Origin of the sequence: Thermomonas sp. (assembly GCF_047606765.1) — a bacterium.
In the GTDB taxonomy this organism is placed as follows: domain Bacteria; phylum Pseudomonadota; class Gammaproteobacteria; order Xanthomonadales; family Xanthomonadaceae; genus Thermomonas.
The window spans coordinates 1-14,692 of sequence record NZ_JASGED010000095.1; the positions used below are offsets into that span (position 1 = coordinate 1).

The following is a 14,692-nucleotide window of genomic DNA, read 5'->3' on the forward strand; positions in this document are numbered from 1 at the left end:
CCGAGGGCAGGACTTACGACACGCTGGTCACCCAGCTTGGTGACCGGATCAATGCGCAGGAATCGCGCCTGATTTCGCTGGAAACAGGGCTAGACCAAGAGCGCGATGCGAGACGGCAGGCGGAAGAAAAGGTGTACGAACTGACCATGCGCATGATGCGCTTGGAGTTTGAGTTGCGGAAACACAACATCGAGGTGCCGGAATGAACGCCCTGCTGCTGCGCGCATTCTGGCCGGTGTTGATCGCATCCCTGCTGGTGTTCGGCGGCTGCCGGTGGCAAGCCAAACTGGATGCGGGCGAGATTGCCGAATTGAAGGCGACGCATGCGGCCACGCTGGCCGAGATTGCGGAAAAGACGCGCGTTGCCGCCGACAAGGCAGTAGCGGCGCGCATTGCTTACAGCGACAAGGCATTGGCCGACCAAGCGGCCTATCAGAAGGGGGTCAATGATGCGTATGCGCGAGGGAATGCTGTTGGGGCTGCTGTTGCTGCCGGGACTGTGCGGGTGCGCGAGGTCTGGCGGGATCAATGTCCGGCCACCGCTGCCGGGAAAGGCTCCGAACCTGCTGGAAGGGATCAGCCCATCACTCAAGGCCGAGCAGACGCTATCGGGCGAATTGTTGGATACGGCGGGCAGTGGGACGCGACCTATGCCCTTGCCATCCATCGATTGAATCAGGCGCAGACCCTGCTGAACGCCTGCTACGAACAACCGGGAGACTGACATGGCAACAACCGAACTGCTTGCGCCGACGACTGCTGCGGGATCAAGCGCCGCCTTCACCGTGACGGATACACCTGTTCCGGTGGCGATCAAGGCAGATTACAAGGACATTGGCTCTGACTGGATTTCCATTGAGCGCAAGACAAGCGGCGGTCACTGGCTGGCCGTGGGTCGCCTGACGCGCGAAGTGCCGGCGCTTGTTGTGGAAGGGGCGGGTGAGTACCGCGCCACCAAGCGGCCATCCGAGCATGCCATCGGAGCCGATCAGGGCTGACGATGGGCAGGCATCGCGTCCCGAAGTGGAATAACCCGCTTGCGTCTGTGGTTGTTGAGGACGGCGCAACCATCGGTGCAACGTTCGGCGTCGATCTTCGCTGGCCGAGTGGCGCGTTGGTGCAGGCATCGGATTTCCAAGGTGCGCAGTCTGGCGCGGGAAGCGTGACGTACTGGCGCACGATCATGGAGACGCCGCCGAATGTCACGGCGCTTGGCGCAACGAACACGACCGGCCTGTATGTCGTGACTGGCGCAGGAACGAGCGTGACGCGGGCGCTGGTTGTTGATGTTGCCGATCTGACGCTTGCGAACGGCAATGGCGCAGCGGGCAATCCTGCGCTGGCGCTGGCCGAAGTCCCGGATGCCGGCGGCGGCGCATTGCTGAAAACCGCCTTCGACACGAAGGGCAGGAAAACGGGCAGTAGTGCCGCCACGACTGACGACCTCGCCGAAGGCGCGGCAAATCTCTACTTCACCGACGCGCGCGCTGACGCGCGCGTTGATGCATTCAAGGCTTCACTTCCTGCACTCACTGACGCTGTTGATGACGCCGCTGCTGCCGTTGCTGGCGTTGCTGTCGGCGGAATGTACCGCAATGGCTCTGCCCTGATGATCCGGATTTCCTGACATGAACATCACCCGCCCGATCATCCAGCCGATCTGCCGTGCGCTTACCGAAGGCGGGGGTGGTAGTGCGCCCGCCCCATCACTCACCGATCAACTCCGCACTGCCCTGTTCTCCAACGGCGAGATGGGCGGCATGTGGGATGCACTGCGTGCCGACGCACTCTGGCAAGACACAGCAGGCACCACCCCGGCAGGCGTGCTTGACCCTGTGGGGCGTATGGATGACCTGTCGGGGAACGGCAAACACGCGGTGCAAGCCGCTTCTGCGAAGCGACCGCAGCGTATCGCTGCGGGCCTGCTGTTCGACGGCATCGACGATAAGCTTGTCACCCCAAGCATCGACCTGTCGGCGGCGCAGTGCGTGATCGCTGCCGCGCTGTTCGAGCCGCTGAGCACAACCGCAAACTACCCGCCATACTTCACGCACTCTGGGTTGCCGTGGCAGGCAAACCCATCCATAGCCTTTTTTGGGCGTTCGTCAAGCGGTATCGTCGTCGCTACCCGAGCAGACTATATGTCTGCCGGAAAAGAACTCGCGGTTGTGCTTGCGCAGCAACAGATGGTTGCTGTCTCAAGACGCAACGCCCCTGCGCTAGCCAGCGCGTTGTACGGCAGATGGCAGGGCGCGAACTTCGTCGCCACGCAGGGTTCTATTCCGGCCACTGCGCTCCCCAACACGCCGGTCTACATGGGCCACGATCCACTGAACTGGGGCTACAACGCTAACTACAAGCTCAAGCGTGCGCTGATCGCTGCGGTTGCATCACCGCCGGATGCAACTCTGATTGATCTTGTCGATGCGTGGCTGGGAGAAGTTGCATGAGCATCGTTGCCATCATTCCCGCTGCCGGCCTGATCGTTGCGAATGCGGCGCTGGAAGCGCAAGGCTTCGGCCCCGGCAATTTCAGCGTCACCAGCTATGCGCTTGGTCGCCCAAGTCATGCAGCGCTGCATGCGTGGCCCGATGCTGCGCTGCAAGCCGCCATCGCTGCGCTTCCGGGCGTCGTCATCGACAACAGCGAGGGCGATCCCGGGCAGCGCACCAAGGCGCTCATCGAAGCACAGGGCGCGCAGTGGGGTAGCCAAGCCCCGGCCTACGCCGGCACGCTCACCGCCGGCACGCTCTACCGCTACAGCGACGACAGCTTGTGGTGGTGCATCCAGCCATACGACACGGCAGTCTTTGCCGATCACCCCAGCACGTACCCGGCACTGATCCGCCGCGCCCGCCGGCCCGGTGTCGCAGAGCCGTGGGTACAGCCGATGGACGCGCTGGACGCCTACAAGCTGCTCGACCCGTTTACCGGTCAGCCAGAGGTCTGCACGCACGCCGGCAAGACATGGCGGGTCAGTCAAGCAGACGGCGCAGGGAACAACATCTGGGAACCGGGAGCATTTGGTTGGAGCGAGGAATCATGAGAAACAGGTACCGCAAGTTCGGCGAAGCGAAGCACTACCGCTTCCGCGTCATCCGGCACCCGAACACGGGCCGGCTAGTGCCGGCGCTGTACACCCGCGATGCTGACCTCGTGGCCGTGGAGCGAGCGGCGAGGCAGCCCGAGGACAGGCCGTGGTGGGCGCGGTGGTTGTAGGTTCCGCATTCGCACACAGCCCCGCGTCACAGCTTGTTATTGGCCGTTAGTAATTTCACTAAACGCGGAAATACAATCGGGTGGCCGGCAGCCTATTTGCTCAAATCCAATTCGGACTGCAAATCCGCGTACGCCGGTTCAATTCCGACCTCGGCCTCCATCTTCCGATGGGAAATCGAAAGCCCCGCTTCGGCGGGATTTTTCTTTGGGCGATGTTGGGTCATCGCGTGCAACCGTGACGGGTAGGCGTACCGGCGACACGCCGCAAGTACGTCCATGTAGGCTAATCGGCGGCATCCGTGCCGCCGATTGTCTCCGGCACGCCTCCACATCACGTTCGCTTTCGCGCATTACGCCTTCGGAAGCCTTCGCGTTAAGCTTCCACCGCAAGCCCGGATGGCGAAACTGGTAAACGCAAGGGACTTAAAATCCCTCGGTGGCAACACCATGTCGGTTCGATCCCGACTCCGGGCACCAGCAAACAGCTCGCAGTTGGGTCTCCATGGCGCGCGGCGGCGCGTTGCAGTGAAGTGCAACGTGTAGCCAGTCGCGGCGCGGTTCGACCCCCACTCCGGGCACCATCTCCACGCCGCCGCAGGAGACGCCGTGTCCCGCTACAGCGCCTACATCGCCAGCATCGTGCTGGCCGTCCTGTCCCTCCTTCTTGCGATGCACATGCCCGGCTGGTGGTGGGGCGTGGCGATCTTCGGCGCGCTGGCCGTGCTGGGCACCATCGACCTGCTGCAACGCAAGAGCACCCTGCGGCGCAACTACCCGCTGCTTGCGCATTTTCGCTACGGGCTGGAATCCATCGGCCCGGAGATCCGCCAGTACTTCATCGAATCCGATCTGGCCGAAGTGCCGTTCTCGCGCCAGCAGCGTGCGCTGGTCTATCAGCGTGCCAAGCGCGTCAACGACGTGCGCCCGTTCGGCACCCAGCGCGACGTCTATGGCATCGATTACGAATGGATCAATCATTCGATGCTGCCCAGCAAGGTGGACGATGCCGATTTCCGCATCGTGATTGGCGCGGAGCGGGCGCAGCCCTATTCGGCCAGCGTGTTCAACATCTCGGCGATGAGCTTCGGCGCGCTGTCGGCGGCGGCGGTGCGTGCTCTCAACGCGGGTGCGAAGCGGGGCGGCTTCTACCACGACACCGGCGAAGGCTCGATTTCGCCCTATCATCGCGAAGCCGGCGGCGACCTGGTGTGGGAGCTTGGCTCCGGCTACTTCGGTTGCCGCAATGATGATGGCAGCTTCAGCGAGCAACGCTTCACCGCGCAGGCCAGCGATGCGCAGGTGAAGATGATCGAGGTGAAACTGTCGCAGGGTGCCAAGCCAGGCCATGGCGGTGTGCTGCCGGCACCCAAGGTCAGCGCGGAAATCGCGGCCACGCGCGGCGTGCCGATGGGCGTGGATTGCGTGTCGCCCGCACGGCATTCGGCCTTCGATTCGCCGCTGGGCCTGCTGCGTTTCGTGGACAGGCTGCGCGAACTGTCGGGCGGCAAGCCCACCGGTTTCAAGCTGGCCATCGGCCATCCGTGGGAATGGTTCGGCATCGCCAAGGCGATGCACGAAAGTGGAATCCTGCCCGATTTCATCGTGGTCGATGGTGCGGAAGGCGGCACCGGCGCTGCGCCTGCGGAGTTCATCGATCACGTTGGCGTGCCGATGCACGAAGGCCTGATGCTGGTACACAACACGCTGGTCGGCCTTGGCCTGCGCGAGCGCATCCGCATCGGCGCAGCAGGCAAGGTGGTCAGCGCCTTTGACATCGCGCGCACGCTGGCGATGGGCGCGGACTGGTGCAATGCCGCGCGTGGCTACATGTTCGCGCTGGGCTGCATCCAGTCGATGAGTTGCCATACCGACCGCTGCCCGACCGGCATCGCCACCCAGAACCCGGCGCGCTGGAAGAAGCTGGTCGTGCCGGACAAGGCCAGCCGCGTGGCGGAGTTCCATCGCAATACATTGCACACGCTGTGCGACCTGCTGTGCGCCGCCGGGCTGGAGCATCCCGACCAACTGGGGCCGGAACACATCCTGCGCCGCGTCTCGCCCACCGAAGTGCGTTCGCTGGCGGCGCTGTACCGCTTCCTGCGTCCGGGCGAACTGCTGGACGGGCGCATTCCGGAGCACGCCGTGTTCCAGGACTTCTGGCAAGCCGCTCGCAGCGATGCCTTCATGCCACCTGAGCATGTCATGCGCCTGCGCAGCGGCAAGTCGGCTTGATACCCTGTGCGGCCTGGCCCAACGCTTGTCCGCACTTGAACGTTTCGCTGTCCCATCTTGATCGCCTCGAAGCCGAGAGCATCCACATCCTGCGCGAGGTTGCGGCGGAGTTCCGCAACCCGGTGATGCTGTATTCCATCGGCAAGGACAGCTCCGTGCTGCTGCACCTGCTGCTGAAGGCGTTTTATCCCGCGCGTCCGCCAATCCCGCTGCTGCATGTGGATACCGGCTGGAAGTTCCGCGAGATGATCGCCTTCCGCGACCGCCGCGCGGCGGAAACCGGTGCCGAGCTGCGCGTACACATGAATCCCGACGGCGTGGCACAGGGTATCGGCCCGATCAGCCACGGTGCCACCGTGCATACCGACGTGATGAAGACGCAGGCGCTGAAGCAGGCGCTGGATGCGGGCGGTTTCGATGCCGCCATCGGCGGTGCGCGCCGCGACGAGGAAAAGTCACGTGCCAAGGAGCGCATCTTCAGCTTCCGCAATGCCCAGCACCGCTGGGACCCGAAGACCCAGCGCCCCGAGCTGTGGAACCTGTACAACGCCCGCATCCACAAGGGTGAGTCGGTGCGTGCGTTCCCGCTGTCCAACTGGACCGAGCTGGACGTGTGGCTTTACATCTACCGCGAGAAGATCCCGGTGCCGTCGCTGTACTTCGCCGCGCAGCGCCCGGTGGTGGAACGCGATGGCGCGCTGATCCTTGTCGATGACGAGCGCCTGCCGCTGCGCGATGGGGAAACGCCGATGACCAGGCGCGTGCGTTTCCGCACGCTGGGCTGCTATCCGCTGACCGGTGCCATCGAATCCCAGGCCGACACGCTGGAAAAAATCATCGCCGAGATGCTCGTCGCCACCACTTCGGAACGGCAGGGCAGGGTGATCGACCACGATCCTTCCGCTTCGATGGAAAAAAAGAAGCAGGAGGGCTATTTCTGATGAGCCTGCACAACGACGCCAACGCGCAGGTTGCCGCCTACCTGCAGCAGCACGAGGACAAGGGCCTGCTGCGCTTCATCACCTGCGGCAGCGTGGACGATGGCAAGAGCACCCTGATTGGTCGCCTGCTGCATGACACCAAGCTGCTGCTGGACGATCAAGTCGCAGCGCTGGAAGCCGACAGCCGCCGTCACGGCACCCAGAACGGCGAGATCGACTTCGCCCTGCTGGTGGATGGGCTGGTCGCCGAGCGCGAGCAAGGCATCACGATAGACGTTGCCTACCGTTTCTTCGGCACCGAGCGGCGCAAATTCATCGTTGCCGATTGCCCCGGCCACGAGCAGTACACCCGCAACATGGCCACCGGCGCTTCCACCGCCGACCTCGCCGTGGTTCTGGTCGATGCGCGCAAGGGCCTGCTGACGCAGACGCGCCGGCATAGCTACATCGTGCAACTGCTCGGCATCCGCCGCGTCTTGCTGGCGGTGAACAAGATGGATCTGGTCGGCTTCGATCAGGCCACCTTCGATGCCATTGCGGGCGAGTACCGCGCGCTTGCAGCGCAACTCGGCATCGACCATGTCGAATGCATCCCGCTGTCCGCGCTGCGCGGCGACAACATGATCGAACGCTCGGCGGCGATGCCGTGGTACGCAGGCCCGACCTTGCTGGAGCATCTGGAAACGGTGCCGGTCGCGCAGGCCGATGCCGCTGCCGGCTTCCGCATGCCGGTGCAATGGGTGTGCCGGCCCAACCAGGATTTCCGTGGCTTCGCCGGCACCGTGGTGGCGGGTCGCATCGCGCCGGGCGATGCCGTGATCGTGCTGCCGTCGGCACGCCGTTCCACGGTGGCGCGGATCGTCACCGCCGATGGCGACCTGCCAGCCGCCATCGAAGGACAGGCAGTGACCATCACGCTGGCGGATGAGGTGGATGCCAGCCGTGGCGACGTGATTGCCGCAGCGTCCAACCCACCGGAAGTCGCTGACCAGTTCGCCGCGCATCTGCTGTGGATGGGCGATGAGCGCCTGTTGCCGGGCCGGCCCTACCTGCTGAAGATCGGCGCGCGCACCGTGGGCGTGTCGGTCACCGAGATCAAGCACAAGATCGACGTCAACACGCAGGAGCAGCTTGCCGCCAAGTCGCTGGAGCTGAACGAGGTGGCGTACTGCAACCTGCATCTCGACCAGCCGGTGCCGTTTGCCCCGTATGCCGAGAATCGCGCGCTGGGTGGCTTCATCCTGATCGACCGCCAGACCAATGCCACCGTCGCTGCCGGCACGCTGGACTTCGCCCTGCGTCGCGCCGGCAATATCCACTGGCAGCATCTGGACGTGGACAAGGCCGCGCGCGCGCGGATCAAGCACCAGCAGCCGCGCTGCCTGTGGTTCACCGGCCTGTCCGGTGCCGGCAAATCGACGATCGCCAATCTGGTCGAGAAGAAATTGCTGGCGCTGGGCAAGCACACCTATGTGCTGGACGGCGACAACGTGCGTCATGGCCTGAACAAGGATCTGGGCTTCACCGACGAGGATCGCGTCGAGAACATCCGCCGCGTGGCCGAAGTCGCGCGCCTGATGACCGATGCGGGCCTGATCGTGCTGGTCAGCTTCATCAGCCCGTTCCGCGCCGAGCGCGACATGGCGCGCGCGTTGTTCGAGCAGGGCGACTTCCTGGAAGTCTTCGTCGATACCCCGCTGGCCGAAGCCGAGCGCCGCGACGTGAAGGGCCTGTATGCCAAGGCCCGGCGCGGCGAACTGCGCAATTTCACCGGCATCGACTCGCCCTACGAAGCCCCGGAAGCCCCGGAACTGCACCTGCGCCCGGAAGATGGCGACGCCGTCGCACTGGCGGATCGCGTCATCGCCGCACTGGGATTGGACGTCCCGGATCACCATCTTTGAACTGCGGATACGAAAAAGCCGGCCATTGGCCGGCTTTCGTTGATCTGGTGGGCGGTGCAGGGTTCGAACCTGCGACCCTTGCCGTGTGAAGGCAATGCTCTACCGCTGAGCTAACCGCCCGGTTGGGCCGCGCATTGTACATGAATGGCGGCGGTGTTCAAGTATCTACACCTTGGCATGCGGGTTTGCTGCAGCGATGGCGATGCGTCTGGACGCGCCGATTCCGTTGCTGCTGGTGGCGTTCGTGCTGCTGTGCATCGGCTGGTATCTGCTGACGCGCAGGCAGGAGCGCGCGGTGGCGTTCTTCCGTCGTCTGCGCGGCGGATCAGCGCACGCCGGTTGACGGACAGATAGATCGCCGGGAGTCCGCTCCGCCGCTCGCAATGCGTCGTCGCGTTCCTCCCGATGCTCTGTATGTGATTCACGCCAACATCCCATTCAGCTTGCGTCGGACACACTCCTCGCCAACGCTGCAGGAGACCCGCATGAAGATCGCGACCGTCACTTTTTCCGCTGCGCTGCTGCTGGCTGCGGGCTTTGCCCATGCCGGTGCGCGCGATGATTTGAACAGCTTCACCAAGGGCCTGAAGGGGCTGGACGGGCAGTTCAGCCAGCAGGTGTTCGACCCGCGCGGCAGGCAGAAGGAAAGCAGCAACGGGCGGGTGGCGGTGTCTGCGCCGCGCCTGTTCCGCTGGGAATACGTCAAGCCCTATCCGCAGGTGATCGTGGCCGATGGCCAGACGGTGTGGGTTTATGACCCCGATCTTGCGCAGGTGAGCCGGCGTCCGCAGGGCGAGGAAGAAGCCAACAGCCCGCTGGCGATCCTGCTCGATCCTTCCAAACTCGACCGCGATTTCATCGTCAAGGAAGCTGGCAAGGCGGATGGCGTGGAGTGGTTGAACATCGCCCCGAAGCAGGCAGAGGCCACCTTCAAGACCGCGCGTCTGGGCTTTGCCAAAGCCGGGCTTGCGCGCATGGAATACGTCGATGCGCTGGGCCAGCGCACCGTGATCGCGTTCAGTGGCTGGAAGCGCAACCCGGCGTTTGCCAGGGACACCTTCGTGTTCAAGCCGGCCAAGGGCGTGGATGTGATCGGCGGTTGATGCATTTTCGTCATTCCCGCGAAAGCGGGAATCCAGGGGCACTGATGCATTGAACAGCAACGTTCATGGATTCCCGCCTTCGCGGGAATGACGGGCAAACGCATAGAATCAACAAATGCCCGTCTCTCGCACGGCTTCCGAACCCCTTGACCTGCTGAGCGGCGGCAGCGACGCACTGCGTCCGCTGGCCGAGCGCATGCGCCCACGGGCGCTGGACGACATGGTGGGCCAGCGCCGCCTGCTGGCACCGGGTTCGGCGCTGCGCCGCGCGGTGGAAGCGGGCAGGGTGCATTCGATGATCCTGTGGGGGCCACCCGGCTGCGGCAAGACCACGTTGGCGTTGCTGCTGGCGCAGTACGCCGATGCCGAGTTCGTGGCGATCTCCGCCGTGCTGTCCGGCCTGCCGCAGGTGCGCGAAGTGCTGTCGCAGGCGCAGGCACGTTTCGATGGCGGGCGACGGACGGTGCTGTTCGTCGATGAGGTGCATCGCTTCAACAAGGCGCAGCAGGATGCCTTCCTGCCGCATATCGAACGCGGCACGATTGTGTTTGTCGGCGCGACCACCGAAAACCCGTCGTTCGAACTGAACTCCGCGCTGCTGTCGCGCTGCCGCGTACATGTGATGGAAGCGGTGTCGGCGGACGATATCGCCATCGCATTGCAGCGTGCGCTGGACGATGCGGAGCGCGGCCTTGGCGGGCGTGGTATCCGCATCGCCGATAGCGCCTTGCGCGAGCTGGCGACTGCTGCCGATGGCGATGTGCGCCGTGCGCTGACCTTGCTTGAAATCGCCGCCGACATTGCAGAAGGCGAGGCCGGCGAGATCACCGAAGCCAGCCTGTTGCAGGTATTGGCCGACCGCACCCGGCGTTTCGACAAGGGCGGCGACCAGTTCTACGATCAGATCTCGGCGCTGCACAAATCCGTGCGCAGTTCCAACCCGGACGGTGCGATCTACTGGCTGGCGCGCATGCTGGATGGCGGCTGCGACCCGTCCTACCTGCTGCGGCGGATGACCATCATGGCGGTGGAGGACGTGGGGCTGGCCGATCCGCGTGCGCTGGAAATGGCGCTCAACGTCTGGAATGCGTTTGATCGCATCGGTGCGCCGGAAGGCTATATCGCGCTGTCCAACCTAGCCATCTACCTTGCCAGTACGGCCAAGTCCAACGCCAGCTACATGGCACTCCGCGCGGCGCGTGCGGACATCGCCGCGCTGGGTACGCAGCCGGTGCCGATGCACCTGCGCAATGCGCCCACCCGATTGATGAAGTCGCTGGGCTACAGCGAGGGTTACCAGTACGACCACGATGTCGAAGGCGGCATCGCCCTCGACCAGACCGCCTTCCCGGACGAGATGGGCGAGCGCGTCTATTACCAACCTGTTGCGCGTGGCCTTGAGATCAAACTCAAGGAAAAACTCGATGCACTGCGCGAGGCGCGGGCGCAGGCGTGCAAGCAGCGGGGCGTGCGTTGATGGGAAGCTGGCCGCAGCAATTGTTGCTGGTGATGTTCGGCGGCGCACTGGGCGCGGCGGGGCGGTTCTGGCTGGGCGGCGCGATGCTGCGGCAGTTCGGCAACAGCATTCCGTGGGGCACGCTGGCGGCCAACCTGATCGGCTCGTTCGCGGTCGGTTTCATCGCGGTGTGGCTGGAAGGTCGCGGGCCATCGGCGCTGTACTGGCGCGCGTTCCTGATCGTCGGTGTGATCGGCGGCCTGACCACGTTTTCCGCGCTGATGCTGGAAACCTTGCTGCTCACGCGCGCGAGCCGCAACGATGCCTTGCTGGCCTATCTCGGCGGCACGTTGCTGGCGGGTTTCCTGCTGGTCTGGGCCGGCGCGCGCCTGGCTGACATGCTGCGCGGTTAATTTCGGCCTGCCTGTTCGTCGGCATCTGGATGGCGCAGCCGCCACGCTGCCAGCGCCTGCCGGTACGCCTCCAGTTCTTCGCTGTAGCTGTCGAACACGCAGGGGTCGCAGCCGCTTTCGCAGCAGTCCGACGGCAGCGGCGCTTCGGGCGGGATCGGGCGCGGATCGATGTCGGCAAGCTGCGTGCTCATGTCCGCTGATTATCGCGCGCACGGTCGGGCTGCGCGTTGCCGCCGATCCGGATCGAGGTGCAGTCGCGGCATGGTAGCGGAAATGGTTAGGATGGCTGCACATCCACCGGGGAAGCTGCCATGCACGCAAGCAAGAAACTGCTCCTGTCCTGCATTCTGATGGCTTCGGCCTGTGGTGTGGCCGCGCAGGATGCGCAACGCCCCGAGGTTGCGGCATCTGCACAGCGCCTGCAGGGCAAGGTGGTGGCATGGCGGCGCGACATCCACCAGCATCCGGAACTTGGCAATCGCGAAACGCGCACGGCGCAGCTGATCGCCGATCACCTGCGCAAGCTTGGCCTGCAACCGAAGACCGGCATTGCCACGACGGGTGTCACTGCGATATTGAAAGGCGGCAAGCCCGGCCCGCGCATCGCACTGCGCGCCGACATGGATGCGCTGCCGGTCACCGAACGCGCGGATGTGCCGTTCGCCTCGAAGGCCACCAGCACGTTCCGTGGCGAAACCGTCGGCGTGATGCATGCCTGCGGCCATGATGCGCATGTTGCGATCCTGATGGGCGTGGCCGAGGCGCTGGTGGCGATGAAGGATCAGTTGCCGGGCGAAGTGTTGTTCGTGTTCCAGCCTGCCGAGGAAGGCGCGCCGGATGGTGAGGAAGGCGGTGCCAGCGAGATGCTGGCGCAGGGCATCTTCCGTGATTTCAGGCCCGAAGCCGTGTTCGGCCTGCACGTGTTCTCCACGCTCAACGTCGGCCAGATCGGCGTGCGTGGCGGGCCGCTGATGGCGGCGTCGGACCGCTTCAACATCGTGGTCAAGGGCCGGCAGACGCACGGCTCGCGGCCATGGGGCGGCATCGACCCGATCGTCGCCGCCGCCGACGTGGTCGGCACGGCGCAAACCATCGTCAGCCGTCGGCAGAACATTTCGAAGCTGCCGGTGGTGGTGACCTTCGGGGCGATCAAGGGCGGCATTCGCTACAACATCATTCCCGATGAAGTGGAACTGGTCGGCACCATCCGCACCTTCGATGACGGCATGCGCCAGCAGGTGTTTGCCGATCTCGACAACGTCGCCAAACATGTGGCTGCCGCGCATGGCGCAAGCGTGGTTGCGAAGGTGCCGGACTCGACCGGAAACCCGGTGACGGCCAACGATGCGGCTTTGACCGCCAGGCTGCTGCCCAGCCTGCAGGCCGTGGTTGGTGCCGACAACGTCATCGATCCGGGCCTGAACATGGGCGCGGAAGACTTCGCCTATTACGCCAGGGAAGTGCCGGGCCTGTTCTTCTTCGTGGGCGCAACCCCGAAGGGGCAGGACGCCGCCACCGCACCCAGCAACCACTCGCCGGAGTTCTATCTGGACGAAGGCGCGCTCGACGTTGGCCTGCGCTCGATGCTGCAGCTGACGCTGGATTATTTGCGCGAATGATGTGCCGCGCGCCGCTTCCACAGGGCGTGCAGGCCGCTGGCGACCAGATCTTCCGGGTGCCGTTGCACGCCGATGCCCAGCGCGATCAGCGCGTGCGCGTATGTGGCCAGCAGGCGGTCGCTGCCCACCAGATGCACTTGCGCGGGGCGCGGCGTGCGCGGCGGCGCATCCGCGGCGATCAGGGCGGCGGTATGCAGTTCGTGGCCGATCAGCAGGCCTGACAGGTAAGACGGCAGGGCGGTTTCGCTGAATTGCTTGAACAGGCCGGTGGTGCGCACGCCGAACAGCTGGTGCAGCAGACCGCCTGTTTCCATGCTGCGCTTGATGCCGGCATCGAATGCCAGCGGGTCGAAGCGGGCATCCTCGGCGGGCATCAGCTTGCCCAGGATGCTCTGATGGCGCAGCAATGCGTAGAGTTCACCGGTGATGGCGGTGGCGATCCGCACGATGCGGCCATCGCGCAGGCAGACCCATTTGCTGTGGGTGCCCGGCAGGCAAACCAGATGCGTGCCGCTGGGCAGTGCGTCCAGCAGTGCGACCAGCTGGGTTTCCTCGCCACGCATCACGTCCGGCACGGAGTCGGAGGTCATGTCGCACATGCCGGGCACGATCCATGCCTCGCGTCCGGGCAGGGCCTTCGTCGTAAGGCGCAGCATGCCGCGCGCCAGCTCGTCGCTGCCGGCAGGGCACGGGAGGTAGGGCACTTCCTGCCAGCCGCCACGCGCGCCGACCATGCCGCACAGCAGGATTTCGGTATCGTCCCAGCCGCTGATTTCAGCGGCCAGTACTTCGCCGAAGCGGCCCGCGCAGGCCAGTGCGCCCTGGTCGCTGCGGCGGCGTTCGCGCACGCGGCCATCGCCGTCCATGCGGTACAGGCGCAGGTTGGTGCTGCCCCAGTCAACGGCGATCATTGCAGCCGCACCCGGTCTTCGCCGCGCTCGAGCACGCGGTCAAGCTTGCAGGCAAACACGCTGCCGGCGTGGGGCTGCGCTGCCAGCGCTGCCGGGTCGAGTTCGTCACGGGCGGTGCTGATGTACAGCGTGTCGCCTTGCAGCGTGCAGCAGGAGGGTTGCGACGTGGGCAATTGCACGATGGCGCTCATGCTGCCGTCGGGCAGGTAGCGCACCACCCGGCACGCGCCCCATTGCGCGTTCCACAATGCGCCTTCGGCATCGATGATGGCGCCGTCCGGCGAAGCATTGGCTGCGTCCAGTTCGACGAAGGTCCGCACGTCGGCCACCTGCGCCGTCGCCGCGTCGTAGTCGCAATGCAGGATGCGCGGTTCGAGTGAATCGCAGAAATACATCCGCGTGCCGCTGGCATCGAAGCAGATCGAATTGGGAATCGCCGCAGCTGGCAGCGCCAGCTGGCGCAGGCCGTGCGCGGCAGTGAACTGGTAGAAGCGGCCAGCGCGACGCCGATCCGGCCATTCGCTCTTGGTGCCGAACACGAAGCCGCCATGGCGGTCGGCGCGGCCATCGTTGATGCGCGTGTGCGCATCACCGGCCTCGACATCGGTCAGTTTTTCAAGCAGCAGCTGCGGCGCATCCAGTTGCGCTTCCACGTCGCTGGCATAAAGGCCTTTCGCCAGGCCCAGCAGCAGCCGGCCATCCTCGGCCAGGGCCAGGCAACCCAATGACGCGGGCAGCGGCCAGTGGCGGGTGTCGCCGGTGGCCGGGTCGTGCCGCCACAGTTGCGCGGCGATGATGTCGGCCCAGTACAGCACGCGCCGGCGTTCGCACCACAGGATGCTTTCGCCCAGCGTGCAGGGGCTGTCGATGGCAAGCGTTGCGTACATCGTGGTT

General features: G+C 65.0%; 18 protein-coding genes and 2 tRNA genes. 16 read left to right on the forward strand and 4 right to left on the reverse strand.

Translation table 11 applies throughout. From position 1 onward, the window contains the following. From QM612_RS09105 to cysN, 11 genes are all read left to right on the forward strand, one after another. Positions 1 to 206: hypothetical protein (locus QM612_RS09105; RefSeq protein ID WP_415253579.1), on the forward strand; the 206-nt coding region annotated here is incomplete at its 5' end. Beyond that, positions 203 to 724: a hypothetical protein gene (locus QM612_RS09110; protein ID WP_415253580.1), complete on the forward strand. Its 522-nt coding sequence runs from the start codon at positions 203 to 205 to the stop codon at positions 722 to 724. The genes QM612_RS09105 and QM612_RS09110, both read left to right, overlap by 4 nt. 1 nt (position 725) lies before the next feature. Next, entirely contained in the window at positions 726 to 998 is a 273-nt protein-coding gene (locus QM612_RS09115) for a hypothetical protein (protein WP_415253581.1), read from the forward strand. A gap of 2 nt (positions 999 to 1,000) precedes the next feature. Then, positions 1,001 to 1,627 (forward strand): hypothetical protein, encoded by a 627-nt coding sequence (locus QM612_RS09120; protein WP_415253582.1) that lies wholly within the window; start codon positions 1,001 to 1,003, stop codon positions 1,625 to 1,627. Position 1,628: 1 nt separating this feature from the next. Beyond that, complete coding sequence (locus tag QM612_RS09125) at positions 1,629 to 2,450, forward strand: hypothetical protein (RefSeq protein WP_415253583.1); 822 nt, start codon at positions 1,629 to 1,631, stop codon at positions 2,448 to 2,450. Then, complete coding sequence (locus QM612_RS09130; RefSeq protein WP_415253584.1) at positions 2,447 to 3,046, forward strand: hypothetical protein; 600 nt, start codon at positions 2,447 to 2,449, stop codon at positions 3,044 to 3,046. Before QM612_RS09125 ends, QM612_RS09130 begins: the two co-directional genes overlap by 4 nt. Next, entirely contained in the window at positions 3,043 to 3,219 is a 177-nt protein-coding gene (locus QM612_RS09135; protein WP_415253585.1) for a hypothetical protein, read from the forward strand. Before QM612_RS09130 ends, QM612_RS09135 begins: the two co-directional genes overlap by 4 nt. Before the next feature lie 390 nt (positions 3,220 to 3,609). Next, positions 3,610 to 3,696, forward strand: a tRNA-Leu gene (locus tag QM612_RS09140). A gap of 129 nt (positions 3,697 to 3,825) precedes the next feature. Further along, complete coding sequence (locus tag QM612_RS09145; RefSeq protein WP_415253586.1) at positions 3,826 to 5,451, forward strand: FMN-binding glutamate synthase family protein; 1,626 nt, start codon at positions 3,826 to 3,828, stop codon at positions 5,449 to 5,451. Positions 5,452 to 5,486: 35 nt separating this feature from the next. After that, a complete protein-coding gene (cysD, locus tag QM612_RS09150) occupies positions 5,487 to 6,392 on the forward strand; it encodes a sulfate adenylyltransferase subunit CysD (RefSeq protein ID WP_415253587.1) in 906 nt (301 codons plus the stop codon). After that, positions 6,392 to 8,296: a sulfate adenylyltransferase subunit CysN gene (gene cysN / locus QM612_RS09155; RefSeq protein WP_415253588.1), complete on the forward strand. Its 1,905-nt coding sequence runs from the start codon at positions 6,392 to 6,394 to the stop codon at positions 8,294 to 8,296. Before cysD ends, cysN begins: the two co-directional genes overlap by 1 nt. A gap of 45 nt (positions 8,297 to 8,341) precedes the next feature. Here cysN and QM612_RS09160 read toward each other — a convergent pair. Continuing rightward, a tRNA-Val gene (locus QM612_RS09160) sits at positions 8,342 to 8,416 on the reverse strand. Between the two features lie 76 nt (positions 8,417 to 8,492). Between QM612_RS09160 and QM612_RS09165 the strand changes: the two genes are divergently transcribed. The 4 genes from QM612_RS09165 (at position 8,493) to crcB (ending at position 11,268) form a co-directional block, all read left to right on the forward strand. Next, positions 8,493 to 8,639: a hypothetical protein gene (locus QM612_RS09165; RefSeq protein ID WP_415253589.1), complete on the forward strand. Its 147-nt coding sequence runs from the start codon at positions 8,493 to 8,495 to the stop codon at positions 8,637 to 8,639. A gap of 142 nt (positions 8,640 to 8,781) precedes the next feature. Further along, positions 8,782 to 9,399, forward strand: a complete 618-nt coding sequence (lolA, locus tag QM612_RS09170) for an outer membrane lipoprotein chaperone LolA (RefSeq protein ID WP_415253590.1) — start codon at positions 8,782 to 8,784, stop codon at positions 9,397 to 9,399. 115 nt (positions 9,400 to 9,514) lie between these two features. Next, positions 9,515 to 10,876 (forward strand): replication-associated recombination protein A, encoded by a 1,362-nt coding sequence (locus tag QM612_RS09175; protein WP_415253591.1) that lies wholly within the window; start codon positions 9,515 to 9,517, stop codon positions 10,874 to 10,876. Further along, positions 10,876 to 11,268, forward strand: coding sequence for a fluoride efflux transporter CrcB (gene crcB / locus QM612_RS09180; RefSeq protein ID WP_415253592.1), 393 nt, complete (start codon positions 10,876 to 10,878; stop codon positions 11,266 to 11,268). The genes QM612_RS09175 and crcB overlap by 1 nt, the downstream gene beginning before the upstream one ends. Here crcB and QM612_RS09185 read toward each other — a convergent pair. Next, positions 11,265 to 11,459 carry an oxidoreductase-like domain-containing protein gene (locus tag QM612_RS09185; RefSeq protein ID WP_415253593.1) on the reverse strand — a complete coding sequence of 65 codons (195 nt, stop codon included), beginning with the start codon at positions 11,457 to 11,459 and terminating at the stop codon, positions 11,265 to 11,267. The genes crcB and QM612_RS09185 overlap by 4 nt on opposite strands. A gap of 120 nt (positions 11,460 to 11,579) precedes the next feature. Here QM612_RS09185 and QM612_RS09190 point away from each other — a divergent pair, with 120 nt between their 5' ends. Further along, a complete protein-coding gene (locus QM612_RS09190; protein WP_415253594.1) occupies positions 11,580 to 12,887 on the forward strand; it encodes an amidohydrolase in 1,308 nt (435 codons plus the stop codon). Here QM612_RS09190 and QM612_RS09195 read toward each other — a convergent pair. Both QM612_RS09195 and QM612_RS09200 read right to left on the reverse strand, forming a co-directional pair. After that, positions 12,872 to 13,798 (reverse strand): 2-dehydro-3-deoxygalactonokinase, encoded by a 927-nt coding sequence (locus QM612_RS09195; RefSeq protein ID WP_415253595.1) that lies wholly within the window; start codon positions 13,796 to 13,798, stop codon positions 12,872 to 12,874. The two genes, QM612_RS09190 and QM612_RS09195, sit on opposite strands and share 16 nt — an antisense overlap. Then, positions 13,795 to 14,685, reverse strand: coding sequence for an SMP-30/gluconolactonase/LRE family protein (locus QM612_RS09200; RefSeq protein WP_415253616.1), 891 nt, complete (start codon positions 14,683 to 14,685; stop codon positions 13,795 to 13,797). Before QM612_RS09200 ends, QM612_RS09195 begins: the two co-directional genes overlap by 4 nt. Between the last annotated feature and the right edge of the window lie 7 nt (positions 14,686 to 14,692).